The 24,960-nt window shown below is 70.6% G+C and carries 24 protein-coding genes and 1 pseudogene; 14 read left to right on the plus strand and 11 right to left on the minus strand.

Annotated features, from left to right (window positions below; all coding sequences use genetic code 11):
• Positions 1-138 precede the first annotated feature (138 nt).
• The 3 genes and pseudogenes from HD596_RS62190 to HD596_RS29935 form a co-directional block, all read left to right on the plus strand.
• On the plus strand, positions 139-318 hold the full coding sequence (locus tag HD596_RS62190) for a DUF6069 family protein (RefSeq protein WP_185072620.1): 180 nt from the start codon (positions 139-141) through the stop codon (positions 316-318).
• A complete protein-coding gene (locus tag HD596_RS29930; protein WP_185072621.1) occupies positions 318-1,166 on the plus strand; it encodes an EamA family transporter in 849 nt (282 codons plus the stop codon). The genes HD596_RS62190 and HD596_RS29930 overlap by 1 nt, the downstream gene beginning before the upstream one ends.
• Positions 1,167-1,192: 26 nt before the next feature.
• Positions 1,193-1,435: pseudogene (locus HD596_RS29935) on the plus strand (GntR family transcriptional regulator); the annotation flags it as partial.
• Positions 1,436-1,578: 143 nt separating this feature from the next.
• Here HD596_RS29935 and HD596_RS29940 read toward each other — a convergent pair.
• Both HD596_RS29940 and HD596_RS29945 read right to left on the minus strand, forming a co-directional pair.
• Positions 1,579-2,367 (minus strand): TIGR03084 family metal-binding protein, encoded by a 789-nt coding sequence (locus tag HD596_RS29940; RefSeq protein WP_313045076.1) that lies wholly within the window; start codon positions 2,365-2,367, stop codon positions 1,579-1,581.
• Positions 2,368-2,413: 46 nt separating this feature from the next.
• On the minus strand, positions 2,414-3,022 hold the full coding sequence (locus HD596_RS29945; protein ID WP_185072622.1) for a TetR/AcrR family transcriptional regulator: 609 nt from the start codon (positions 3,020-3,022) through the stop codon (positions 2,414-2,416).
• A gap of 185 nt (positions 3,023-3,207) precedes the next feature.
• Here HD596_RS29945 and HD596_RS29950 point away from each other — a divergent pair, with 185 nt between their 5' ends.
• The 4 genes from HD596_RS29950 to HD596_RS29965 all read left to right on the plus strand — a co-directional run bounded on the left by HD596_RS29950 (position 3,208) and on the right by HD596_RS29965 (position 8,850).
• Positions 3,208-4,677 (plus strand): MFS transporter, encoded by a 1,470-nt coding sequence (locus HD596_RS29950; RefSeq protein WP_185072623.1) that lies wholly within the window; start codon positions 3,208-3,210, stop codon positions 4,675-4,677.
• A 204-nt stretch (positions 4,678-4,881) separates the two neighbouring features.
• Positions 4,882-5,574, plus strand: a complete 693-nt coding sequence (locus tag HD596_RS29955) for a cytochrome P450 (protein WP_185072624.1) — start codon at positions 4,882-4,884, stop codon at positions 5,572-5,574.
• A 137-nt stretch (positions 5,575-5,711) separates the two neighbouring features.
• Positions 5,712-6,314: a DUF6461 domain-containing protein gene (locus tag HD596_RS29960; RefSeq protein ID WP_246557062.1), complete on the plus strand. Its 603-nt coding sequence runs from the start codon at positions 5,712-5,714 to the stop codon at positions 6,312-6,314.
• A 175-nt stretch (positions 6,315-6,489) separates the two neighbouring features.
• A complete protein-coding gene (locus HD596_RS29965) occupies positions 6,490-8,850 on the plus strand; it encodes an ATP-binding protein (protein WP_185072626.1) in 2,361 nt (786 codons plus the stop codon).
• A gap of 111 nt (positions 8,851-8,961) precedes the next feature.
• Here HD596_RS29965 and HD596_RS62195 read toward each other — a convergent pair whose 3' ends face one another.
• Entirely contained in the window at positions 8,962-10,611 is a 1,650-nt protein-coding gene (locus tag HD596_RS62195) for a CHAP domain-containing protein (protein WP_246554948.1), read from the minus strand.
• Between the two features lie 510 nt (positions 10,612-11,121).
• Here HD596_RS62195 and HD596_RS29975 point away from each other — a divergent pair.
• On the plus strand, positions 11,122-13,107 hold the full coding sequence (locus tag HD596_RS29975; RefSeq protein WP_185072627.1) for a right-handed parallel beta-helix repeat-containing protein: 1,986 nt from the start codon (positions 11,122-11,124) through the stop codon (positions 13,105-13,107).
• Positions 13,108-13,259: 152 nt separating this feature from the next.
• On the opposite strand, the gene HD596_RS29980 is transcribed toward HD596_RS29975, so the two are convergent.
• The 6 genes from HD596_RS29980 to HD596_RS30005 form a co-directional block, all read right to left on the minus strand.
• Entirely contained in the window at positions 13,260-14,033 is a 774-nt protein-coding gene (locus HD596_RS29980) for a SigB/SigF/SigG family RNA polymerase sigma factor (RefSeq protein WP_313045084.1), read from the minus strand.
• Between the two features lie 204 nt (positions 14,034-14,237).
• Positions 14,238-14,375 carry a hypothetical protein gene (locus HD596_RS29985; protein ID WP_185072629.1) on the minus strand — a complete coding sequence of 46 codons (138 nt, stop codon included), beginning with the start codon at positions 14,373-14,375 and terminating at the stop codon, positions 14,238-14,240.
• 58 nt (positions 14,376-14,433) lie between these two features.
• Complete coding sequence (locus HD596_RS29990) at positions 14,434-14,943, minus strand: MFS transporter (RefSeq protein ID WP_185072630.1); 510 nt, start codon at positions 14,941-14,943, stop codon at positions 14,434-14,436.
• Between the two features lie 130 nt (positions 14,944-15,073).
• On the minus strand, positions 15,074-15,976 hold the full coding sequence (locus tag HD596_RS64965; RefSeq protein WP_313045089.1) for a carbohydrate ABC transporter permease: 903 nt from the start codon (positions 15,974-15,976) through the stop codon (positions 15,074-15,076).
• Complete coding sequence (locus tag HD596_RS30000) at positions 15,973-16,887, minus strand: carbohydrate ABC transporter permease (RefSeq protein ID WP_185072631.1); 915 nt, start codon at positions 16,885-16,887, stop codon at positions 15,973-15,975. Before HD596_RS30000 ends, HD596_RS64965 begins: the two co-directional genes overlap by 4 nt.
• On the minus strand, positions 16,884-18,242 hold the full coding sequence (locus HD596_RS30005; protein ID WP_185072632.1) for an ABC transporter substrate-binding protein: 1,359 nt from the start codon (positions 18,240-18,242) through the stop codon (positions 16,884-16,886). Before HD596_RS30005 ends, HD596_RS30000 begins: the two co-directional genes overlap by 4 nt.
• Positions 18,243-18,422: 180 nt before the next feature.
• On the opposite strand from HD596_RS30005, the gene HD596_RS30010 reads away from it, so the two are divergent.
• From HD596_RS30010 to HD596_RS30020, 3 genes are read left to right on the plus strand one after another with little or no spacing between them, the layout of a single operon-like run.
• Positions 18,423-19,097 carry a GntR family transcriptional regulator gene (locus HD596_RS30010; RefSeq protein ID WP_313045093.1) on the plus strand — a complete coding sequence of 225 codons (675 nt, stop codon included), beginning with the start codon at positions 18,423-18,425 and terminating at the stop codon, positions 19,095-19,097.
• Positions 19,084-20,019 carry a dihydrodipicolinate synthase family protein gene (locus HD596_RS30015; protein WP_185072634.1) on the plus strand — a complete coding sequence of 312 codons (936 nt, stop codon included), beginning with the start codon at positions 19,084-19,086 and terminating at the stop codon, positions 20,017-20,019. The genes HD596_RS30010 and HD596_RS30015 overlap by 14 nt, the downstream gene beginning before the upstream one ends.
• Positions 20,016-21,152: a mandelate racemase/muconate lactonizing enzyme family protein gene (locus HD596_RS30020; protein WP_185072635.1), complete on the plus strand. Its 1,137-nt coding sequence runs from the start codon at positions 20,016-20,018 to the stop codon at positions 21,150-21,152. The genes HD596_RS30015 and HD596_RS30020 overlap by 4 nt, the downstream gene beginning before the upstream one ends.
• Here the strand turns inward: HD596_RS30020 and HD596_RS30025 are convergent.
• Both HD596_RS30025 and HD596_RS30030 read right to left on the minus strand, forming a co-directional pair.
• Positions 21,092-21,349 (minus strand): hypothetical protein, encoded by a 258-nt coding sequence (locus tag HD596_RS30025; RefSeq protein ID WP_185072636.1) that lies wholly within the window; start codon positions 21,347-21,349, stop codon positions 21,092-21,094. The genes HD596_RS30020 and HD596_RS30025 overlap by 61 nt on opposite strands.
• A 27-nt stretch (positions 21,350-21,376) precedes the next feature.
• Positions 21,377-22,294: a helix-turn-helix transcriptional regulator gene (locus HD596_RS30030; RefSeq protein WP_185072637.1), complete on the minus strand. Its 918-nt coding sequence runs from the start codon at positions 22,292-22,294 to the stop codon at positions 21,377-21,379.
• A gap of 153 nt (positions 22,295-22,447) precedes the next feature.
• Between HD596_RS30030 and HD596_RS30035 the strand changes: the two genes are divergently transcribed.
• Genes HD596_RS30035 through HD596_RS30045 form a run of 3 tightly spaced genes read left to right on the plus strand, consistent with a single transcriptional unit; the run spans position 22,448 to position 24,958 of the window.
• Positions 22,448-23,668 (plus strand): MFS transporter, encoded by a 1,221-nt coding sequence (locus tag HD596_RS30035; protein ID WP_246554951.1) that lies wholly within the window; start codon positions 22,448-22,450, stop codon positions 23,666-23,668.
• Positions 23,575-24,312, plus strand: a complete 738-nt coding sequence (locus tag HD596_RS30040) for an alcohol dehydrogenase catalytic domain-containing protein (RefSeq protein WP_246557070.1) — start codon at positions 23,575-23,577, stop codon at positions 24,310-24,312. Before HD596_RS30035 ends, HD596_RS30040 begins: the two co-directional genes overlap by 94 nt.
• Positions 24,302-24,958: a (2Fe-2S)-binding protein gene (locus HD596_RS30045; protein WP_185072639.1), complete on the plus strand. Its 657-nt coding sequence runs from the start codon at positions 24,302-24,304 to the stop codon at positions 24,956-24,958. The genes HD596_RS30040 and HD596_RS30045 overlap by 11 nt, the downstream gene beginning before the upstream one ends.
• Positions 24,959-24,960 lie beyond the last annotated feature (2 nt).

A 24,960-nucleotide genomic window follows, 5' to 3' on the forward strand; every position in this document is an offset into this window, starting at 1 on the left:
CGCCCCGTCCAATCCGCCAGCAGCATGGTGGTCACGCACCTCACGTCACCACCGGAAGAACTCATGACGACACTCACCGAAACCGGAACCCCCCGATCCATCACGTGGCCCGCGAGAGCTCTAGGGGGCGGGGCCGCGGTGCTGTCCAGCACCCTGCTGTGGCTCGCCGTCGCGGCCCTGATGCTGTCCTTCGTGCCGATCCTCGGCGTCGAGGCCACCGCCGGCACCAAGGCCGTGCTGTGCGCGATGCACCCGGCGGTCGCGGCCATCCTCATCCCGGCCATGATCTCCCGGGACGGCATGGGCGGTGAGCGCTGATGCCGGCGGCGATCCTGCTCGCCCTGGCCGCCGCCGCCCTGTACGGCGCCTCGGACTTTCTCGGCGGGCTGCTGTCGCGCCGCCGCCACTACGCGCTGGTCGGGCTGGTCGGGCAGGCCGCAGCCGCGATCGGCGGCCTGGCCGCCGCGCTCGCCGTCAGCGCCCGCCCCGAGCCGGGCGCGATCGGATGGGGGATCGGCGCCGGACTCGGCGGGGCGGTCGGCACGCTGGCCCTCTACCGAGGGCTGTCCCGGGGCCGGATGAACGTGGCCGGCCCGCTGTCGGCCGTCGGCGCGGCCGGCCTGCCCATCCCGATCGACCTGCTGTCCGGCGGCGAGTTCACCTCGCTCGCGGTCGTCGGCGTCGGCCTGGCCATCCCCGGGATCTGGCTGGTCGCCGCGCAGCCGGGCCGGCGCGGCGGCGGTGGGGTGGTCGAGGGGCTGCTGGCCGGGCTCGGGTTCGCCGCCCTGTTCGTCTGCCTCGACCGGGCCGGGGACACCGCGGGCCTGTGGCCGGTGGCCGCGAGCCAGCTGTCCGCCGTCGCCGTCCTGGCCGTCTTCGTGCTGGCCGGCCGCCGGGGCGCGGCCCGAACCGTCGACCGGCCCGCCGGGGCGGCGCGGGTGCCATGGGCGGCGGTCTGGCCGGGCGTCCTGGGCGTCTGCTCGACCGTGCTGTACGCCCTGTCCACCCGCGAGGCGACGCTCGCGGTCTCGGCTGTGATCACCTCCCTCTACCCTGCTTTCACGGTCGCCCTGGCCGCCCTGGTGCTGCGGGAGCGGACCAGCCTGGCGCACGCCGCGGGGCTGCTGCTGTGCGCGGCCTCCGTCGGCGCCTTCGCCGCGGGTTGAGCCTCGCTACGCTGCGACGGGTGAGCATGGTGAACTCGACGCTGGTGCACGATCTGCTGGTGGAGCTCGACCGGTCCGGCGCCACGCCGCTGCACCGGCAGATCGAGGCGGTCCTGCGCGACGGCATCCGTACGGGCCGCCTGCGCCACGGCACCTCGCTTCCCTCCTCGCGCCGGCTCGCCACCGAGATCGGCGTCTCCCGCGGCGTCGTGGTCGAGGCCTACAACCAGCTCCTCGCCGAGGGGTACCTCACCAGCACGCCAGGCTCCTACACGCGGGTGGCCGCCGTACGCGGGCAGGCCGCCGCCGCGACCCCGCCGCGCTCGGCTGGGTCGATCGGTGAACCCCCGGTTTCCGGTTGCCGGGCACGTTCGACCTCAGCCTGGGGTGAGGGGACCGACGGGCAGCCTCGTCAGAGAAAGACGCGAGCGATGTCGAGCCACTTCTGCGCATCCTCGCCGACCGCCGTGAGGTCGGTCTGGGCCCGGGACCTGCGCCGGGTGACGCGAAGGCAGAAGTCGAGAGCGCTGCCCCGAACCCGTTGCGCGGCATCCTCCGGGCCCCACACCCAGGTCTGGCCGTCGGGACCGGCCAGCTCGACCCGGAACGGCTCTGCAGGAGGAGGCAACTGCGCCGCATGGAACGACAGCTCTCGCCCGACCACCCCCAACGAGGCCACATGCTTGAGCCGGCCCGTCGGACGGCGCGAGACCCCCACCGCGTCGAAGACGTCCTGCCCGTGAGCCCACGTCTCCATCAGCCGAAGCGGCACCATGAGCGCCGCGGTCAACTGCGAGCCGTACCACGGAAACCCCTGGTCCGGCGGAACGTCACGTAGCTCCGCCGCCACCTCGGCGCGACCGGCGCGCCACCGTTCCAGCAGCACCGATCGCGGTTCGGCCGCTCCCTCGGCGGCGTCGAGATCGGCGTATCGGCTGCCGGCGGCTTCCGCCTGCTTCAGCACGGCGTCGAACGCCTCCGGGGTCCGTATGGCGATGAGAACGTTTGCGTCGGCTGAGGCAAGATGAGCGATCTGGTGGGCGATCGTCCACCCCACCGCCGGCGTGGGCTTCGACCAGTCGGCCTGCGCCGAGACCAGGGCGTCGAGCTCATCCCCTTCGGCCACCAGGTCGGGCAGAGCGAGGTCGAGCTCTATGCCGGACATGTCGAGGCCGTAGTTCAACATCGGCGTCACCTTCACACATTGACGGCAGTTGATCCAGTGCGGTCACGCTACCCGGCGTTGATCATGGCACGACTCCGCTGCCGAGGGCGTCGAACAGGCGCTCCAGGCGGGCGCGGTGGTCGTCCGCGACGGCGTCGGCCGGTTCTCCGGCGATCAGGCGCCGGGCGGTCCGCACCAGCACCGTGGTGTAGCCGGCGATGAAGAAGGCGGCGAGCAGCGGGGCGTCGCCGTCGAAGGCCGGGTCGTGTTCGAGGTCGTCGGCGAGGGCCTGCTGGAGGTCGGAGGCGATCTCCCTGGCTCGGGCGACCAGTGCCGGCGAGGCCGCGACGGTCCGGAAGAAGGGGGCGGACCCCTCCTTGAGGCCGGACAGGGCGTGCCGCTCCTCGAGGAGACGGAACGCCATGTCGCGCAGGGACTCGAGCACTCCGGTGTCCGGGGCGCGGTCGCGTACCGCTGAGCGCAGGAGCCCGGCGGCGTCGACCTCGCGGTCCAGCAGGAGGTCCTCCTTGCGCGGGAAGTGCTTGAAGACCGTCACGGCCGACACCCCGGCCTCCCGCGCGACCTCGGTGACCGTGACCGTGTCGAATCCGCGTTCCAGGAACAGCCGGGTCGCGACCTCCGAGATCTTCGCGCGCGTCTGCGGCCCGCCTCGCGGTCCGGTCCTGGGCATCCGACCCCACTTCCTTGTGTCACTTAACTTAGTGACATAACCTAATGGCATGTCCTTCGAACAGACCACTGTCATTGTCGCCGCGCGCCACCGCGACCGCGTCCCGTGCGGGGTGGGGGTGACCGGCCCGCCCCGTGAGCCCGATCAGGCGCCCCGTCGGGCTCACGACGTGAGTGGAGTCCGCCATGGATGAGCCTGGCCGCACCCCCCGGTCGCTGCGGGAGGCGTGGGTCGCGCTGGCGGGACTGTCGGCGGTGTTCCTCTTCGAGATGCTGGACAACTCGATCCTGAACGTCGCGCTGCCCGTGATCGGACGCGAGCTGCACGCCTCGACGACCGCGTTGCAGTGGGTGACGGGCGCCTACGCGGTCGTGTTCGGCGGGTCGATGCCGGCCTTCGGCGCGATCGCCGATCGGTTCGGCCGGCGCCGGATCATGCTGATCGGGCTGGTCCTGCTCGGTGCGGCGAGCCTGGCGACCGCCGTGGTCACCACCGCCGAGCAGCTGATCGCCGTCCGGGCGGCGATGGGGGTCGCCGCGGCGATGACGACCCCGGGCTCGATGGCGCTGGCGTTCCGGCTGTTCGACGAGGACGGCCTGCGCGTGCGCGCGCTGACCCTCATCTCGACCGTCGGCCTGGTCGGGCTCGCGATCGGCCCGACGACGGGCGGCCTGGTGTTGGCGATCGCGCCCTGGCAGGCCCTGCTGCTGGTGAACGTGCCGGTCGCCGCGCTCGCGTTCGTCTGCGTGCGCTCCGGCATCGCCGCCGACGACCCGGCCGGCCTCCACCGCGACCCCCTCGACGTGCCTGGGATGCTGCTGGGCACGGCGGCGATCGTGCTCGCGCTCCTCGCGCCGACGCTGTTCGTGGAGGAGGGCGCCGGCTTCTGGGCGCCCTGGGCGGCCACCGCCGGGGCCGCCGTGACGGCGATCTGCTTCGTCCTGCGCGAGCGCCTGGCCCGCCATCCGCTGCTCGACCTGAAGCTCCTCGCCCTTCCCCTGGTCTCCAGCGGCCTGGCCTACAAGGCCGCCGCCGGGCTGGCGACCGCCGGGCTCGGTTACATGGTGACGCTGCAGTTGCAGCTCGACTGGGGCTGGACGCCCGCACTGGCCGCCGTCGGGATGCTGCCGCAGGTCGCCGTCCTCATCGCGGGCAGCGCGCTGGTCAGCCCGTACGTACGGCGCGTCGGCCTGGACCGGGCCGCCTGGAGCAGCGCCGCGGCGGTCGTGTCCGGCCTCGCCGTCTACGGCCTGCTCGGCCGGTTCGGCTACCCGTGGGTCGCGATCGCGCTCGTGCTCGTGGCGGCGGGGATGCGCGTGGTCGGCGTCGTCGCCGGGCTCAACGTGGTCCGCGGCCTGCCCGAGAACCGGACCACGATCGGCACCGCGCTCGTCGACACCGCCACCGAGGTCACCTCGGGCGCCGGCATCGCCATCACCGGCACCATCCTCGCCGCCCTGTTCACCGGCGACCTCGCCACCTCCCGCTGGAGCCCCCGGCAGACCGGCGAGTTCCACCAGGCCGTCACCGTCGCGGGCCTCACCCTCACCATCGTCGCGGCGGCCCTCGTCGGCTGGGGGATCGCCCGCACCCGGCACGCCGCCGCCGACCAGGCGGCCACTCCCATCGGCGACACCGTCCCCCAGGACGCCTGACGATCACCCTCCGACCGCAGCGTCCGTCCCGAGGCCGCCCGCGCCGCCGCCGGAGTCCGCGGGCGTGGTCAGAGGGGCCAGCTGCCCGGACGCCGCAGCTCCAGCGGGGGAGCCGCGGCCGGCAGCGGGCTGGCCGCGTCAGGAGACAGGGCGTCGAGGACGAGCGCGAGGTAGCGTTAGTCCTTCCAGCGGCACAGCGCCACCATGAACCGCGCGGACGCCTCGCCGCAGGAGAAGGGGGAGGCGAGCGGGGCGCTGTTCGCGTACCTGCTCGGTCTGGTAGAGCGCAAGGAACGCGAGCCGGGGGACGACCTCATCAGCCGCCTGCTCACCGAGCGGGTCGCCACGGGCCAGCTCAGCCGCGAAGAAGCCGCCATGAACGGCATGATCCTGCTGTTCGCCAGGCACGAGACCACGGCCAACATGATCGGCCTGGGCACCCTCGCCCTGCTGCAGAACCCGGATCAGGCCGCCCGGATCCGCGACACCGACGACCCCGCCGTGGTGGCGAACGCCGTCGAGGAACTGCTGCGTTATCTGTCCATCGCGCAGGACATGATCGTACGGGTGGCCACCGAGGACCTCACCATCGGCGGGCACCTCATCCGGGCCGGCGAAGCGGTGACCGTCAACCTGCCCGACGCCAACCGGGACACGGTGTTCCTCGACCAGCCCGACACCGTGGACCTCGCCCGCAACACCCGCGGGCACCTGGCCTTCGGCTACGGCGTCCACCAGTGCCTCGGGCAGAACCTGGCACGGGTGGAACTGCAGGTCGCGCTGCCGGCATTGCTGCGCAGGCTACCGGGGCTGCGCCTGGCCGTGCCGCTGGAGGAGGTGAAGTTCCGGCACGACAAGTCCGCCTACGGCGTCCACGAACTGCCGGTCGCCTGGTAAGCGTCACCGCGTGCACGCAGGCGAGTAAGTCCCTATCGCCATCGGCTGCGGGTTACCGGCGGATCGACTCAGAGCATCTTCTGGTCCCGATACCGTCTCCTGAACGGTGCCCGGCCCATGCGGAGGCGGACGTGTACATGCGTGAAAAGGAGAGCTACTACCTGGACGTCGTCGGCTACTTCGACGAGACCATGTGCGTCACCTGGGTCGAAGGGCTCGATGTGGACGCGGTCGCCGTCGCCTTCGGCAGCGGGCCGGACACCGGGCGCAGATACGACGTCGTCGAAGCCGAGAACGAGGGCTTCGAGGCCCGGGAGATCGCGGGGTGGCCCTGCTCGGCGATCGCGGGCCGGCTCGGCGACTGGACCGTCGTCGTCGAACCCACCTACGGCGACAAGGGCTCGTACCCGGAAACGCTCCGCGATCTGTCCGCCGGGGGGCGGGCGCTCAACGTGTTCTCGGGCGTGACCAGCCACAGATTCGACTACTGGGTGGCGGGAGAGCGGGTGACCTCTTTGACGCTCAGGGAACTGAACGGCGCCGAGCCCTTTCACCGGGGTGGCGGCAGCCCGCACCTCCTCGACGAGGTGGTGAACGATTTCCACTCCGGCGAGGTCGTCGCGTTCCGGGCATTCGTGCTGGCACTGTGCGAGCACCTGGCTCAGGAGCGGCTCACCCACGACTGGCTCTTCACCAAGCACCGCTGGCTGCTCTGGGAAGACCTCGACGACTGGTCCTGATTCAGAGGGGGAGGACCGCCGATATGGCGGTCAGCTCGGCGCACGGCCGTGGACGGCGAGAAGACCCTCCTCGGCACCGTGTGCCCCGGCTGACTCCGCCGTCGGCTCAACACCCGTGGGACATTGTGGTGTCATGGCAAGTGCCCATCGCCGGCACCTAGATCGGGGAAGTGTCATGTCTGCTGGGACAGGAGACGATGCCGACGTCGACGCCGGTGAGGAGTGCCGAAGCCTGGGAACGCTTCTCCGGGCCTGGCGGAACCGGGCGCTGCTGACCCAGGACGAGCTCGCCGATCGGGCCGGAGTCAACGTCCGCACCATTCGCCGGCTCGAAAACGATGCTGTGGATCGGCCCCGGAGCGCGTCGCTCCGGGCCCTGACCGAAGCCCTCGGGCTGGACCCGCGGGAACAGGAGGCGCTCGCCGCGGCAGCCCGGGCGGAGCTCGGGCCACCGGCGGAGGCGGACGGGTTCACGGGCCGGGAGCCTGAGCCGGCGGCATCCGCGATGACTGCTTCGCCCCCGCCACGGCAGCTGCCGGTCGGCGTGCCCGGGTTCGCGGGGCGTGCGGGTTCACTGGCGGAGCTGGACCGGCAGCTCGACGCGGGCGTGGGAGGGACGAGGATCTGCATCGTCTCCGGCACGGCCGGAGTCGGCAAGACGTCCCTGGCGCTGCACTGGGCCCACCGGGCACGTGGCCGGTTCAAGGACGGCGAGCTCTATGTGAACTTGCAGGGTTTCGGCCCGGCCAACGACGCGGCTGATCCGCAGGACGCGCTGACGGCCTTCCTGGAGGCCATGGGCGTGCCGCCGCAGCGGATCCCTGAGGATCTGCCGGCCCGGGCAGCGCTGTACCGGACGACGCTGGCGGACAAACGCGTCCTGGTCGTGCTCGACAACGCCCGTGACGTCGAGCAGGTGCGCTGGCTGCTGCCCGGCGGCCCTCACTGCAGCGTCATCGTCACCAGCCGCCGCCAGTTGAGCGGCCTGATCGCCGAGGAGGGAGCCGGGCTGATCACGCTGGACGTGCTCGCGCAGGCGGAGTCCCGTGAGCTGCTCGCCCACCGCCTCGGCCGGCGGAGGGTCGAGGCCGACCCGGACGCCACCGACGAGATCATCACCGCGTGCGCGCGGCTTCCCCTGGCCCTGGCGATCGCCGCGGGCCGGGCGGTCACGAGCCCTGCCATGCCGCTGAGCGCCCTGGCCGCGGACCTGCGCCGGGCCGGCGGTGATCTGGGCGGGCTGGCCACCACGGACTCGGCCACCAGTCTGCGGGTGGTGCTGGCCCGCTCCTACGACGTGCTGCCCGACGACGTGGCCCGCCTGTTCCGGTTGCTCGCCGTACATCCTGGACCGGACCTCACCGCGGCGGCGGCCGCCAGCCTGGCGGGCGTCGACCCGGCGCGGATCCGGCGGCTCCTCGACGTCCTGCTCGACGCGCACCTGGTCACGGAGGTCACGCATGGCCGGTACGCCTGCCACGACCTGCTCCGTGCCTTCGCGCGAGAGCTCGCGGGCGAGACGGAGCAGCCGGCGCAGCGACGTGCCGCGGCGCGCCGAGTGGTCGAACACTACCTGCACACCGCGTACGAGGCGGCGATACGGCTGTACGTGCCGGCCGAGTGGCTGGAAGCCCCCGAGCCTGCCTCCCCGGGCGTGCGAGCCGAGCACCCGGCGGAACACCGGCAGGCGCTGGCCTGGTTCCAGGCCGAGCACGCGGTCCTGACGGCGGTCCTGCGCCAGGCGATGGCCGACGGCCTGTACGCCCAGGTCGTCCAGTTGGTGTCGGCCTTCCAGTTCTGGCTGCTCCGGCGAGGTCACCGGCAGGAACTCCTCGATTGCCTGCACGTCGCGCTGGAAGCGGCCGTCCGCACGGGCGATCGGCGAGCGCAGGCGGCCGCGTACCGGTGGCTCGTCCCGCCGGCCGCCGAACGCGGGGATCTCGAGCAGGCGTACGCGCTCTTCCGCCGGGGCCTCGCGCTCGCGCGCGAGGCGGGCGATCTGGCCGAGGAAGCATTCTCCCTCTTCGACATCGCCGTGGCCTGCGTCCATGGGGGACGCCTGGAGGAGGCCCTGCGGCATGCGCAGGCGGCCCTCGATCCTCTTCGCCGGGCTCGTCTGACCGCCACCGAAGCCTACGTCCTGAACCTGATCGGCTGGTGCCGGTGCGCGCTCGGCGACTACGAGCGAGCACTCCAGGCCGGCGAGAAGGCGCTGGCCATCGCCACCGAAGTGGGCGATAAATCCGCCCAAGGTCATATCCTGGACACGCTGGGGGAGATCCACTATCACCGGGGCGATCTCCAGGACGCGATCGCGCACCACCGGCGTGCTCTCACCTCGTGCCGCGATCTCGGGCACCGCTACGACGAGGCCGAAATCCTGCTCCACCTCGGTGACTCGCTCCACGCCGCCGGTCGGCCCACGCAGGCGGTCGACTCGTGGCGCCTCTCGCTGGCCATCCTGGACGAACTGGGGCACCGCACCGCCGATGAGCTGCGGGCGAGGCTCAGCAGCCACGATCCCTCGCCCATCTGATCATGGCGGCCACGCGGTGGCCCGTAGGTGTTCGCGCGCCCGTTCCTCGAAAGTCGTGAGCGGGAGGCCGAAGGCCAGGGCGTACTGACACACCGAATCTCGAACCTTCGGCTAGAGCGCGTCGGGGGGCGGAGGCGTCCTCCCGGTGGTGGCATCCTCATCGCCGGCGTGCTGGTCGCCGTGTCCGCTGTGCCCGTTGTCGGGGGCGTTCTCGTCCGTGCTGCCGGCCGGGGTGAAGGCGTTGAACGGGCTCGTCGCCGCAGGGATGACGATGGGCCAGGTGTCGGCGATCGACTCCAGCGGCTCGGTCAAGGCGTCCTGCTCCTGAGGGCCGAGAGCGGGGTCGGGTCGCCGGTTCTCCTGCTGGGAGGGTACGGGTGGAGCGCCGTCCTGCTCGCCGGGTGGGGTGGTGTCGAGGAGCACGGCAGCCTCGATGGCCTCCAGGAGTTCCCGTCTCCACACCGTGCTCTCGTCCGGCTCGGCGGTGCCGTGTCGCGGGACGACCGGCACGGGCGGGCTCGGGGGAGCGTACCCGGCGGCGGCGGCGGCCGAGCGGGCACCGGCGCGGGTCTTGAGCACCACGAACACCGCGAACAGCGCCACGACGGTGACCACGGCCGACGTGACCAGCACCGGAGTGGACAGGCTCGGCAGCGGGCCGCTGACCGAGGCCTGGAGGTGCGTGGGGAACGCCGTCGCGATCGAGGGGTCAGCCGCTTTCGGCGCGGCAGGGGTGCTCTCCTCGGGGAGCGGCTCGGCCGCGGAGGACGCGAGCGGCTCGCTCGAGGAGGGGGCGGTGGTCGGCGTGGGGGTGGCGGCCGGCTCGGACTGGGACTTGGCCGCCGCCTCCGTGGGGGAAGAGGTCGGCTCGGGTTCGGAAGAAGCGGCGGGCTCGGTCGGTTCGGCGGTGGTGGCGGTCGGCGAAGGAGTGGTTTCCGGAGCCGTCTGCGGCACCGATGCGCCGGCTGTGGACGTGGCCGAGGGCGTGCCGGAGGTCGGGGTCGCGCTGGCTGTGGGGGATGTCTCGGAGGCGGTTGGCGTTGGGGTGGCCGAGGGCGTGTCGGAGGTCGGGGTGACCGTGGGAGTTGGGGTGGCGGTCGGGGTGTCGGATGTCGGGGTTGGGGTGGCGGACTGAGGGTCGTCCTGGTTGTCGCCTGGAATCACAGGGTCAGCCGGCTGCCCCTGAGAGTACGAGCCGTCCGCAACACTCGTGCCCTGGCCGGCCGCGGTGTTCTGGCCCGGCTCGTCAGCCCCGCCCCGGCCGCCCGCCGGGGTCGCGTGGTCGTCGGCGGCCTGGGGCTTCTGGCCATGGGAGCTCTGGACTGCCTTGCCGCCGGACGGATGCTCTTGTCCCGTGTGATCGCCGGAGGGCTGGTGGGGTGTTTCGGACTTGGTCGCGTCCAGGTGGGTCTTGACCCGTTCCGGATAGCCGTACCCGACGACACTGCTCGTGCTGCGCTCTTTGCGCTCCACGACGCCGCCGTCGGTGTTGCCCTCGATCGTGAAGATCGTGTCGCCTTGGACCTTCGTCACGACGCCCACGTGGTCGATGCCGTCGACCTTGCCGGAGCCGCTCCAGTCAAAGAAGGCCAACGCGCCGGGCACCGGAACCGTCCCCCATGCGTGCTGTCCTTTGAACCACTTCGCGTGTGCCACCGTCCACGCGAACTGGCCGATCCATGCCTGCGTGGTCGAGCCCTTGTCGGCATAGCCGAGCTGGCGCTGGAGCAGTTCGATGAACCTCTGTGTCTCTGGCGTCATGGAAGTGAGGGGACCTCCTGAATGAGGCCGGATATATCCACATGGATCCTGACAAAATTGGTAATCGTGTGACCGATGTGAATAGACCGGAAGCCTGCGATAGAGCGAGGTTAGCTTGATGTTTCCGCAGGTCAAGCGCACCCCAAGGAGGGTTCAACGGTTCCGGCGAAGGTAAAGTCCCAGGTAGAAGGCAATGTCCGATGTATCCCCTTATAGGAGATATGCGGAAAGATCTACCTAAATTGGCACCCGTACAGGCTCGATCGAGCCGAGGTCGGGCCCGTACGTCCCCGACCGGCTGCTGGAGCGGCGCCGACGGGCCGAGCAGGCAGCGTCGTGGCCTGCTGGGTGTCTCCATCCGCCGGGGTCGCGATCAGCGGGACGCTGGCATCGGTCCTGCAGTACTCTCTCAGCGTTTGATCTTGAGGTTAGGCGCGAGCTCCGGCTACGGCGGCGACGGCCGGCGGTCGAGTGCGCCCAAGGCTGGTCAGAACCTGGAGGAGAACAGGAATGCGAAGAACCTGGCCGGTGGCGCTGGTGGCCCTCGCCACAGTTGTCATGGGCGGCGCGACGCCGGCGAGTGGCGACGCGGTCGTTCAGGCACTCGATTCGACGACGGCAAAGGCAGCGGTCTGCGGCAGCTCGTCGCTGAACGGCCCGACCACGCCGCCCGCCGGCGCGGTCGTCGTCCCTGCGGGCGACAACAGCGGGGTGAACTTACGCCAGGCGAACACCACGTACTACTTCGAGACCGGCACGCACACGCTGGGCACCGGCGAGTACGCCCAGATCAGGCCCGGCAACGGCGCGACGTTCATCGGCGCGCCCGGCGCGGTACTGAACGGGCAGGGGCTGAACCGGTACGCGTTCAGTGAGCAGGCGACCGGCGTCACGATCCGGTACCTCACCATCACCGGGTTCGTCGCGCCCCACGATGAGGGTGTGGTCAACCACGACTCCGGCGACGGCTGGGTCGTGGAGCACAACACGATCCGCAACAACTCCGGCGCGGGGCTGATGGCCGGGGCCGCGAACAAGATCCGTGGCAACTGCTTGAAGGACAACGGGCAGTACGGCCTGAACGCGTACAAGGCAGGCAACACCATCACCGGCCTGGTCGTGGCGGACAACGAGTTCACCGGCAACAACACCCAGGACTGGGAGCACCAGATCCCTGGGTGCGGATGTACCGGTGGCATGAAGTTCTGGGCGGTGAACGGTGCCGACGTGACCGGCAACTGGGTCCACGGCAACCACGGGCCGGGGGTCTGGGCGGACACCAACAACAACGACTTCCTCATCGAGGGCAACCTCATCGAGGACAACGACTCGCTCGCGATCTTCTACGAGATCAGCTACAACGCCGTGATCCGGAACAACACCATCCGGGGCAACGCCTGGGCCTCCGGTGCCGAGCGGGCAGCGAAGGGCGACCCGTTCCCCGAAGCGGCGATCTACCTGTCCGAGGCGGACGGTGAGCCCCGCCTCAACGCGCGGACCAGCAAGATCGAGATCACCGGCAACCTGCTCCAGAACAACTGGGGCGGGATCACCGCGTGGGCGAACGCCGACCGGTTCTGCAACAGCCCGGCCTCGACGACCGGCGACTGCACGCTGATCGTCGGACCGACCAACACCTCACAGTGCTCGGCTCCTGCCATCGCCAGCGAGCCGCTCTACACCAACTGCCGCTGGTGGACGAAGAACGTCGACATCCACCACAACACGTTCGCCTTCGACCCCAGTGCGGTCAACGGCGGCTGCCCGACGCAGTACTGCGGGCACATGGCCCTGCTGTCGAACTGGGGCACGTACCCTGACTGGTCGCCGTACAAGGGCGCCGTGATCCAGCAGTCGATCGTCCACGGGTCGAACAACTCCTGGCACGACAACACCTACACAGGACCGTGGCAGTTCAGGGTCACCGACATGGGCAATCGCATCGTGGCCGGGCAGTGGGTCGGCCCCCAGTACGGCCAGGACGCCAGGAGCACATTCGACGGCGGCACGCCCGTCCCGCCGGCGATCGCCGAGCAGGACTTCGAGTCCGGCTCGACGGTCTCGCCCTACACTCCGTGGTACGGGTCCAGCCTGGCGCACCAGACCGGCGGCGCGCATGGTGGCACGGGCTCGCTGCAGATGACCAGCAGCCAGGCGTCCGGCAGCGCGGTGGCGCTTGACAACTTCCCCGGATACAGCGGTGTGGTCGCCGGTACGAGCTACCAGGTGTCGCTGTGGTACCGGGAGGCCGTGGCGACCATGCCTGCCGTCACGTGGAATGTGCGGTGGCGCGACGAGTCCGGCACGGTGCTGCGTACCGACGCCATCTCCCTGGCTCGGAAGACCGCCTGGACCGAAGCAACCGGCACGTTCACCGCGCCCGCGGGCACGACCCGCGTCGACTGGACCTTTGTCTGGAACGCGAGCACCGCCGGACCCGCGTTCCAGATCGATGATGTGGCAATCCGCCCGGCGCAGCTCAAGCAGAAGGCCTGAAGAACCTGAGCCGGTGACGGCGCTCCGCCCGCCTTCCCGGCACGCCACGCGCGAAAGAGCGGCTGCAACACGGAACCCCGTGTTGCAGCCGCTCTGATGAGAGCCCCACAAGTCCGGCGATGAACGCCGGAGTCGGCGGTCAGGGCGGAGGATCAGGCCGTCAACGCGGTGCGCAGCTTGGTGAGCACGGCACGCAGGATGCGCGAGACGTGCATCTGCGAGATCCCGAACTCCTGGGCGATCTCCGACTGGGTCATGTTGCCGTAGAAACGCATCAGCAGGATGTTCCGCTCCCGAGCCGGCAGGGCGTCGATGAGCGGCTTGATCGCCTGCGCGTCGACCAGGGTGTCGAGCGAATGGTCCTGCGCGGCCAGGAGGTCGCCCAGCTCGGCCGCATCCTCGTCGCCGCTGCCGACCGGCGCGTCCAGCGACAGCGCCGAGTAGGCGGTGGACGCCTCCATCGCCAGCAGCACGTCCTCCTCGGAGATGCCCAGCTTGGCGGACAGCTCGGCGACGGTCGGCGAGTGGCCGAGGACCTGCGTCAGCTCGGCCGTGGCCTTGTTGATCTCGATGCGGCGTTCCTGGTAGACGCGCGGCACCCGGACCGCCCAGGTGCGGTCGCGGAAGTGCCGCTTGACCTCGCCCAGGATGGTGACCATGGCGTAGCCCCTGAAATCGTGTCCGAGCGAGGGATCGTAGCCGTTGACGGCCTTCATCAGCCCCACGTAGGCGGCCTGGCGCAGGTCGTCCATGGACTCGCCGCGGTAGCGGTAGCGGCGGGTGATCTCGGTCACCAGCCCCTCGTGCATCTCCACCAGACGCTCGCGGATGCGCGCCGCGTCCAGGTGGGAGATGTTCGGGTCGGCCAGGCGGATCAGGAGGTCCTCGGCGGTGAGCTGGTCAGAGGTGATGGTCAGGACAGGCACGTACTTCTCCCAGATGTGCCGGCGGCCCCGTCCATGGAAAAAAGCCCATGCAGAGGCACGCCTTGGTTCGCGTGAGAGGAAGCCCTCTGCTGGACTTCGAGATCTACCATCCCCACTGATTGCCTTCCCATCACCTTCCTTTGGTAACAGATTCATAACTGATGCACGGACCGCTCCGTCGCCAGGGACTGTGATGCACGACGACTACACCGCGTGGAGGTAGTTGCCCATAACGGCGACGACGGGGCCGGGCTGGACCTCGGCCGCGCGGGCGGCGTACGAGCCGGTGCCCATGACGGCACCGGTCACCAGGGCCACCTTGCCCGCGAACAGGCCACTCACCGTCTTCCGCGCAGTGATGCACCACCGGCCATCCGGGTGGCGGCGAACGCCACGGCGGTCAGGACCAGGCTGACGCGCAGCCCGTGCTCGAACCCGGGCGAGGCGGAGATCGGCGTGCCGGGTCCGGAAAGGCGTGACGTACCGGCGCCATCGACGTCGGCATGGTGACGGCCGCGCCGATCCCCTGCACCACGCGCGCGCCGATCAACACCGGCAGCGACGGCGCCAGCCCGCACGCGACCGAGGCGATCACGAACAGCACCAGCCCTCCGGCGAACGCACGGCGCGCCCCGATCCGGTCGGACAGGGCGCCGGCTGACAGCAGCAGGGCGGCGAACATCAGGGTGTAGCCGTCCACCAGCCACTGCAGGCCGGTGATGCCCCCACCCAGCGCGTCACGGATCGAGGGCAGCGCGACATTGACGATCGTCGCATCCAGGGTGATGACGAAGAACCCCAGGCGGCCAGCGTCGCCGTCGGGTGCCGGTCGCCGTCGTGCGCTTCTACGCTCTGCGGCCGGCTCAGCGAAGCGGACAATGCGCTCAGAGGTGGCCCAGCTCGCCGCCATCAGCGTCGAGTACTACACCCGGCTGGAGCGTGGCAACGTCCGCGGTGTCTCCGACGACATCCTCGACGCTTTGTCCGCCGCCATCCAGCCTGGTTATTGGCGCTGCGGGCTGAGTGGTCGCACACCGGCGTCAGCCCTTGACCGCGCCGGCGCTCAACCCCTGGATGAGAAAGCGCTGCACGTACGCGAAGAGCACGACGACGGGCGCGACGGCGATCAGGCCCCCGGCGGCGAGGGCGCCGAAGTCGGTGCCGAACTCGCCCAGCAGGTAGCTCAGCCCGACGGGCACGGTGAACCGGTCCTGCGAGCTGATGAACATGATGGCGAACAGGAAGTTGTTCCATGCGCTGATGAACGCGAAGGACCCGACGGCGACGATCCCGGGCTTGAGCAGCGGCAGGACGACCGCGCAGAACGCCCGGATCCGGCCGCACCCGTCCACCTGGGCCGACTCCTCCAGGGAGACCGGCACATTTCTGATGAAGCCCGCCATGAGGACGAGGGAGAGCGGCAGGTGGAAGACGGTGTCGGCGATGATCAGGCTCCACAGGCTGTTCGTCAGATAGAGCCCGTTGAAGATCTGGAAGAGCGGGATGAGCATCATGGCGCCCGGGATGAACTGCGTGCACAGCATGATGACCAGGAAGACGTTCTTGCCGCGGAAGCTGAGGCGGGCGAGCGCGTACCCGCCGAGCATGCCGATCACCGTCGACACGATGAGGCTGGCCACCGCGACGGCGATGCTGTTGCGGAAGTAGATGCCGAAGCCCGAGCCCTCCCAGACCCTCTGGAAGTTCTCCAGGGTGATGGGCCACGGCACGAGGGACGTGGAACCCGTCGGCCGGAAGGCGAACAGCACCATCCAGTACAACGGGACGAGCGTGAAGAGCAGGAACAACGTCAGCGGCACCCACAGCATCAGGCGGTCGCCCACCGAGCGCCGTCGCTTGCGGGCCGCGTGCGCGCCGGTCGCGTGCCGGGTCGGTGGTGCCGCCGGGGCCCGCCCGACGTCGTCGCGGGTGGCGAGGCTCACTTGTCCTCCTTGGAATTGCCGGAGCTGATGCGCAGGTAGACCAGGGACGCGAAGGTCAGCAGCAGGAACGCCGTGACGGTGAGCGCGGAGCCGTAGCCGAAGTCCTGGTCGTGGATGGCGGTCTGGGCCACGTAGAGCGGCAGCGTGGTCGTCGAACCCGCCGGGCCGCCGGCGGTCATCGTGTACAGCAGGTCGACGTTGTTGAACTCCCACACCGCCCGCAGCAGCGTGGCGATGACCACGGCCCTGCGGATGTGCGGCCAGGTCACCGACGTGAACCGGCGCAGCGGTCCGGCGCCGTCGACGTTCGCCGCCTCGTACAGCTCCAGCGGCACCGACTGCAGGTCGGCGAGGATGAGGATGGCGAAGAACGGGATGCCCTTCCACATCTCGGCGATGACCAGGGCCCAGAAGGTCGTGTCGGGATCCGACAGCAGGGAAGTCCCGTACTCGCCGATGCCCATGGACGCCAGGTAGTGCCCGATCCCGGTGGTGGGGTTGTAGAGCAGGATCCAGATCGTCGTGGTGAGGATGCCCGACACCGCCCACGGGCTGAAGGCCAGGGCGCGGGCCAGTCCACGGCCCACGAAGGTGCGGTTCAGCACCAGCGCCAGCGCCAGGCCGAGCACGAACTGCAGCGCCACCTCCACGAACACCCACTGGCCGGTGAAGCGCAGGCTCCGCCAGAACAGCTCGTCGGCCAGCAGTGCCCGGTAGTTGTCCAGGCCGGCGAACCCGTCGTCGAGGGGCCGGGTGAGGTTGTGGTGGCGCAGGCTCTCCCAGAAGACGCTGAGCACGGGATAGAGCAGGAAGATCAGCACCAGCACGACGGCCGGCGCGATCAGCAGGTACGCGTGCCCGGCCCGGGACCCGGTCGGGCGGCGCACCGGTTCGGCGGTCGTGGAGCTCATCCGTGCTCCTTGTCGTACTTGCGCTTGGCGGTGGTCAGGGCCGCGGCCGCGGCGGTGAGGAAGTCACGGGACGTCAGGCTGCCCTGCAGCACCTTCTGCCACTCGGGAAGCAGGTCGGTGACGGTGATGGAGGTGAATTCCGGCAGGTAGTAGGGCAGTTCCAGGGTCACGACGCCGGGCTTCGCGGCGGCGTCCAGCGCGGCCTTCATCGCGGCGTTCTCGGTCACCCACTGCTCTTTCGCGACCGTCTTGTTGCCCGGGAGGTATCCGGACTTCTGGGCCCAGAAGCTGTTGCCCTCGGGCTCCATCGTGTAGGCGAGGAACTTCCACGCCTCCTCCTGGTGCTCGCTCGCCTGGAACATCCCGAACCCGGTCGTCATCCAGCCGGTCAGCACCTGGCCGTCCGGCCCGGGGAAGGGCGCGACGGCGCCGACCTTCTCGGCTCCCAGGGCGGCGACGTGGTTGGGGTAGGAGCCGATGCTGTGGCTCAACATGGCCGCGCCGCCGTTGCCGAACTGGGCCACCATGGTCTTGAAGTCGGCGGTCAGATCGCTGCGCGCGGTCTGCTTGCCGAACAGGGCCACGTACTTCTCGCAGGCGGCGATGATCGCGGGGTCGTCCAGCGTGGAGGACCCGTCCTCGCGGAAGAACGTGCTCACGCCCGCACGCGGATAGACCATCTGTACGAACTGGCTGAAGAAGCCGTTGCCGCCGCGCAGCGTGTAGCCGAAGCGGCCGGAGGAGGCGTTGGTGAGACGGCTCGCGGCCGCGTCGAAGTCCGCCCAGGTGGCCGGCGGCTTCAGCCCGGCCTCCTGGAACCAGTCGGCGCGATAGTAGATCACGTCGGCGAGGCTGGTGGTGGGCGTCAGGTAGAGCTTGCCGTCGGGGGCGGCGGCCTGGGTGGACTTGAGCATCTGCTCGGAGATCTGCGGTTCGAGGCCGGCCTTCTTCAGGCGTTCGTCCAGGGGAGCGAGCGCGTTCTGGGCCACCAGGGCCGCGAGGTCGGACGCCTTCGGGGTGAGCAGGTCGGGTGTGGAACGCGTGGCGATCGCGGTGTTGATCTTCTGCATGTACTGGTCGGTGGGCAGGCCCAGGTAGTTGATGCGGATGCCGGGGTTCTTGGCCTCGAACATCGAGATCAGCTTCTTGAGGTTGGCCGTGCGCTCCGGCCGGGTGTCGGTGTCCCACAACTGCAGCGTGACGGTGCCGTCGCTACCGCCGCCTGAGCCGCCGCAGGCGCTCACCGCGGACGCCAGACCCATGGCGACGCCGGCCCGTGCCGCCGTCCGGATGAAGCCGCGCCGGGACAGGGCGTTCGGGCCGAGGACCTCGGCCGGGTGGTGCTGACGGGTCATGGGTCTTTCCTCTCGTTCACCAAGAACTGCGCTCCGCTGTGCGGTTGCCATACGGTACATGAGATATGAGATTTCGGGTATGGTCGGTTCTATACAATGGGCGATGTGCCCTTCGACCCCCACCCCGGCGGCCAGACGGAGCGCCGGGTGCGGTGGTCGACGACAAGCGAAGGAGCGCGGGTGAGTGAGACAGCGTTGGGCGCGATCAAAGCGTCTTCGAGGACGGCCCTCGTCCTCGAAGCGCTGCGTCGCGGCATTCTGAGCGGCGAGCTGCCGGCCGGGCGTGCCCTCGTGGAGGTGGAGCTCGCCAGCCGTTTCGGTGTCTCCAAGACTCCGGTGCGCGAGGCGCTGAAGACGCTCAGCGGGGCCGGCCTGGTCACCATCAGCGAATACACCGGGGTGACGGTCCGCAAGGTCGACGAGCGCCTGACCCGCAGCGTGTTCGACGCCCGGTGCCTGATCGAGCCGGCCGCGGTGCGGCGAAGCGTCGAGGCGGGGTTGCGCGACGGCGGCCGGCTCGCCCGCGAGGCCCTGCGCAAGGCGGACGAGGCCACGGACGAGGTGACCCGCAGCCTCGCCAATCGCGACTTCCACCGCGCCCTCTACGCCGACTGCGACAACGAGGTGCTGGTCGGCGTGCTCGACCAGCTGCGCGACCAGACGGCCCTCATCTCCGTCAACGTCTGGTCCCAGCGTCCCTCCTGGGAGGGCGAGGCGCAGGAGCACCGGCAGATTCTCGAGGCGGCACTGAACGGGCAGGCCGACGAGGCGGCCCGGCTCGTGTTGCAGCACATCAGCGTCTTCCAGGAGCGCGCGCTCCAGCAGATCAAGGAGGCCGGCCGTGAGGTTCGGTGAGCTCTCCCGGGCCCTGCGCGACGTCGTCGCCATCCCGGTCACGCCGTACGCCGGCGGCGTCCCCGACCTCGCGCTGTACCGTTCGCTGCTGCGCCGCCTGGTCGACGCGGGCGTCAACGTGCTCACCCCGAACGGCAACACCGGCGAGTTCTACGCCCTGAGCGCCGAGGAGCGGCTCCAGCTGATCACGGCCGCCGCGGAGGCCGTGCGGGGAGAGGCGCACCTCCTGGCCGGGATCGGCCTCGACGTCGCCACCGCCGTCGAGGAGGCCCGCCACGCGGCGGCGCACGGCATCCGGATGGTCATGGTGCACCAGCCGGTGCACCCGCACGTGTCGGCCCAGGGCTGGCTCGACTACCACAGGGAGATCGCCGAAGCGGTGCCGGACCTGGCCCTGGTCCTCTACCTGCGCAACGCCTGGGTCGACGGCCGGCTGCTGGCGCGGCTGGGCGACCTGTGCCCCAACGTGATCGCCCTGAAGTACGCCGTCGCGGACGTGAACCGTTTCGCGCAGCTCCGCGCGGAGACAGGCCCCGACCGGTTCGTCTGGATCGCCGGGCTGGCCGAACCGTACGCGCTGTCCTACGCCGTCCACGGGGCTGAGGGCTTCACCTCCGGGCTGGTGAACGTCAACCCCGCCTACTCCCTCCGGCTCAGGGACGCCCTGCGCGAGGAGCGCTATCCGGCGGCGGAGCGGATGCTCCACGACATCGCGCGGTTCGAGCACCTGCGCGCGGTCGACGGCGGAGCCAACAACGTCAGCGTCGTCAAGGAGGCGATGCACCAGCTCGGCCTGTGCGACCGCGCGGTCCGGGCGCCGAGCACCGTCCTCGGCGAACCGGAACGGCAGGAGGTCGCGCGGATCCTCACCGAGTGGGCGAAGGCCGACGACCTCGGGCCCCTGCCCGTGGCGGCGTCATGAGGATCAGCGGCCTGCGCTCGTTCGTGCAGCGCGTCGGCGATCGTCCCCGGGTGCTGGTGCGCGTCGACACCGACGAGGGCGTCAGCGGCTGGGGCGAGGCCTACAACCACGGTCCCGACCTGGCGCTCGGCCCCCTGCTCGACTACCTCGGCGGGCAGATCAGGGGAGTGGATCCGCGGCGCGTGGAGTACGTGTCCCAGCTCCTCCTCCGCACCGCCAGGTTCCCGCAGGGGGCGCTCGGGCTGGCGGCGATCGCCGCCATCGACCACGCGCTGTGGGACATCACCGCCAAGGCGCTCGGCGTGCCCGTCTACCAGGTGCTCGGTGGCGCCGTACGGGATCGCGTGCGCGTCTACTGCGGGCTCTACTCCGCGCCCGACCCCGACGAGTGCCGCCGCCAGACCACCGAGCTGCACCGCAGCCACGGACTCACCGCCTTCAAGCTGAGCCCGTTCCGTACGGACCTGCACGCCAGACGCTGGGGCCTCGTCGTCGCCGAGACGGCGGAATGGGCTCAGGAGATCAGGCGGTCCTGCCCGGAGGAGTTCGACTTCGCCTTCGACGCGCACGCCAAGATCTTCGAGCCCTACCAGGCGGTTCAGCTCGGCAACGCCCTGGCGCCGATGGACCCGCTCTTCCTGGAGGAGCCGCTCCGCCCGGAGCACTTCGCCTCCTGGGGCTACCTGCGCCAGCAGTTGGCGGTGCCCCTGGCCACCGGGGAGAGCCTGTACTCTCCCCACGAGTTCCTGAACCTGCTCACCCACGGGGGCGCCGACCTCATCCAGCCGGACATCTGCGTGGTGGGCGGCATGTCCCAGATGCGGCGCATCGCGACCCTCGCCGAGACCTTCAACACCATGGTGGCCCCCCACAACCCGATGGGGCCGCTGGCCACCGCGCACAACGTGCACTTCGCCGCGGCCTGCAGCAACTTCTCGATCCTGGAGTACAAGCCGGAGACGACGAGGTGGTGCCCGGACCCGTACGTGCCGGTCGACGGGCACCTGGAGCTGCGGCCCGACCGGCCCGGCTGGGGGATCACCATCGACGAGGACGCCCTGGCGGAGGACGACTACGTGCACTGGGAACGCCGGGTTCCCGTCCGGCCGGACGGGTCCCTCGCGTTCTGCTGACACCGCGGATCGCCCCTCGGCGTCGCCCGGCCGGTGACCACCAGCGCGAGCGCCCGGTCGCTGGAGGAGAAGGAACCCAGCAGCACGGTGGCGAGTTCGGCCACGGGCGTCAGCACCGCCGGACGGTCCAGGGTGACGTCCACGACGAGCGGCGCCTGAGCGGTCAGCTCGGCCGACCGGCACCTGGGAACCATCACCGACGCCCCCGTCACCGGCGGCCTGCTTCAGCGGGGCTGGTTGGTGGGCTCCTCCGCCCGGGGCCGGGTGGCGGCCAGGCTGGCGAGGAGCTTGAGCCGGTCTTCGAAGGTGGTGCCCGGTTCGGCGGTGTAGATCGTCAGGTCGTGCACCGCCCGATCGGACATGGGCAGGTTCAGGGACTGGTAGGTCAGTTCCAGGCGGCCGACCTCGGGGTGGTGCAGCCGCTTGATGCCGTCGTGGCGGATGCGTACGTCGTGCGCGGCCCACATGGTGCGGAAGTCGGGGCTGAGCGTGGACAGCTCGCCGACGAGCTCGCGCAGGGCCCGGTCGTGGGGCTCGCGCCCGGCTTCCGCGCGTAGCAGCGAGGCGGTGGTGACGGCGGCGGTCTCCCAGTCGACGTAGAAGTCGTGGGCGCCCGGGTCCAGGAAGATGTAGCGGGCGACGTTGGGGCGGCCGCGCTTGTCAGCGGTGCCGCTGCGGAACCACGGCGCGAACACGGCTCGGGCCAGTGAATTGGCGGCGACGACGTCCATGCGACCGTTCTGCACCGATGCCGAGGCCATCGTCATGGAGTCGAGCAGCCACTGGATGCGGGGCGGGACCTCGACATCCTTGCGGCGCGAAGGCGTGCGGCGGGCGGGCCGGGCCGCCCGGGCCAGGTCGAACAGGTAGGTGCGCTCGTCCTCCTCCAGCTGCAGTGCCCGGGCGACGGCGTCGATGACGTCTTCGGACACGCCGCTGATGTGGCCCTTCTCCAGCCTCGTGTACCACTCGGTGCTCACGCCTGCCAGCACGGCGACCTCCTCGCGCCGTAGCCCCGGAACCCGGCGTCGGCCGCTGGTCGGCAGCCCGGCCTGTTCCGGGGTGATCTTGGCGCGCCGGCTGGCGAGGAAGTCCCGGATCTCGGAGCGGTTGCCGGAACGATTACCGGGTTCCTGGTCCATGCCGTCCACGGTAGTCGCAGGCTGACCTGCAGGAAGTGCGGAGGGGGGTTGAGTTCATACCCCCCATAAACGCGACCTTCTCCACCTGCGGCAAAGCCGGTTTCGTGGACGGGACAGCCCGAACGCGACCCCTGTGGAGATGGAAGAATGGCCATGCGAGGAGGAGTCCTGCAAGCCCGCGACGACGTGCATGAGCGTCTGCCCGCGCGGCTTCCTCCGGTCGTCTACGTGCTGGCGTTGGGCACGTTCCTGATGGGCACGACCGAGTTCGTGGTGGCGGGCCTGCTGCCGGAGATCGCGGGCGACCTGCGGGTGGACGTGGCCCAGGCCGGGCTGTTGATCACGGTCTTCGCGCTCGGGATGATCGTCGGCGCGCCGCTGATGGCGATGCTGACGCTACGGCTGCCCAAACGGCTGACGCTGATGCTCGCCTTGGGCGTCTTCGCCGCCGGACACGTCATCGTCGCCCTCGGCTCCAGCTTCAGGCTGCTGCTGGCGGCGCGGTTCCTGACGGCGCTGGCGACCGGCGCGTTCTGGGCCCTCGCCGCCCTCGCCGCGGCAGCCATCGCGCTCATCGCCCGCGCCATCCCGGATGACGGCGCGGCCCCGCACGCGGGATCGATCCGATCCGAGCTGGCCGCTCTGCGCTCCGGCCGCCTGTGGCTGGTGTTGGCGGCCTGTGCCAGCACGACCGGCGGCGTCCTGGCCGCGTACTCCTACGTCTCGCCGCTCCTGACCGACCGGGGCGGCCTCCCCCCGGGGCTCGTGCCACTGGCCCTCGTCGGCTTCGGCATCGGCGCCCTCGCCGGCTCGATCGTCGGGGGCCGCCTGGGCGACGCCCAGCCGCACGCGGTGACCGTCGGGGCAGCCGCGGGAGCCACCCTCCTGCTCCTCGCGATCTGCCTGCTGACCGGCTACACCGCGACCACGGTCCTGCTGGTCGGCCTGCTGGGCTTCTTCGGGCTCGGCGCCAACCCGGTGCTGATGTCCCGTGGTCGGCACCGCCATCGCCGCGCTGACCCTGATCCCCACGATCGCTCTCGCCCAGCGCCGCCGCTCCACAACAGCAGCCATCAGAGCGCACTGAGCTCGCCGTTCCGGCGAGCACACCCCGCAAACACCCGAAATCAAGCACCAATCGCATCGGAGCACACCTCATGCGCGCAACCTTCATGTACGGCGCCGGCGACGTCCGCGTCGAGAACGTCCCGGACCCGGTCATCAAGCTGCCCACCGACGCGCTCGTCCGTGTCACCGCCTCCTGCATCTGCGGCAGCGACCTGTGGCCCTACGGCTCGCTGTCCCCGGCGGAGGGTCCCGCCCGGATGGGGCACGAGTTCATCGGCGTCGTCGAGGACGCCGGGTCGGAGGTGACCACCGTCAAGCGGGGCGACCTGGTCGTGGCCCCCTTCGCCATCTCCGACAACACCTGCGCGTTCTGCCGCGAGGGCCTGCACACCTCCTGCGCCCACCCGCAGGCCGGCTTCTGGGACGGCGAGCCGGAGGAGGGCGGCCAGGCCGAAGCGGTCCGCGTCCCGCTCGCCGACGGCACCCTCGTCAAGCTCCCCGTCGCACCGGACTCCGCCCTGATCCCGTCCCTGCTGACGCTCTCGGACGTGTTCGGCACCGGCTATCACGCCGCCGTGGCCGGCGGCGTCAACGAGCGTACCCGCGTCACCGTGATCGGTGACGGCGCAGTCGGCCTGCTGGCGGTGCTGTCGGCCAAGCGCCTGGGCGCCGAGCAGATCATCCTCATGGGACGCCACGCGGCGCGTACCGACCTCGGCCGGGAGTTCGGCGCCACCGACGTCGTCTCCGCCCGCGGTGAGGAGGGGATCGCCCAGGTCCGCGAGCTGACCGGCGGGCACGGCACGCACGCGGTCCTCGAAGCCGTCGGCACCATGTCGATCTTGACGGCGTCCCGGCCGGATATCAGGACATGGCCGACCGCAAGAGCCTCAAGGTCCTCATCAAGCCCTGATCCGTCTGTGATGCGAAGGAGTACGCATGTCCCCTGAACCGCCTGTTTCCGCTGTTCCGGCCCCGGCCACAGCCGATGAGTCCTCCTCGGCGCTCAAGCGGCGTACCTTCATCGCGGTCAGTACCGCGGTCGGTGGCGCCGTCGTCGCGGACGGCCTGATCGCGGCACCGTCCCTGGCCGCCCCGCAGGAGGCGGCCGCCGCCCATGCGCCGCCCAGCGGTCGCGTCTCACTGACCGTGAACGGTGAACGGCACGCCGCGACGGTCGACAACCGGACCTCGCTGCTGGACCTGCTGCGTGAGCAGTTGGGGCTGACGGGCACGAAGAAGGGCTGCGACGCCGGGGCCTGCGGGGCGTGTACCGTCCTGGTCGACGGTCGCCGGGTCAACGCGTGCCTGACGCTGGCGGTGCGGCTGGAGGGCGCCGAGGTCACCACCGTCGAGGGGCTCGCCCCGGACGAGGACGACGACCTGCACCCGTTGCAGGAGGCGTTCATCGAGCAGGACGCGTTCCAGTGCGGTTACTGCACGCCGGGTCAGATCATGTCCGGCATCGGCTGCATCCGGGAAGGCCGTACCGGCTCGCCGGAGGAGATCCGGGAGTGGATGAGCGGCAACATCTGCCGCTGCGGCTGCTACACCAAGATCGCCAAAGCGGTCGAGCAGGCCGCCGGCCGGAAGTGAGG

It is taken from the genome of Nonomuraea jabiensis (assembly GCF_014204795.1).
Lineage (GTDB): Bacteria > Actinomycetota > Actinomycetes > Streptosporangiales > Streptosporangiaceae > Nonomuraea > Nonomuraea jabiensis.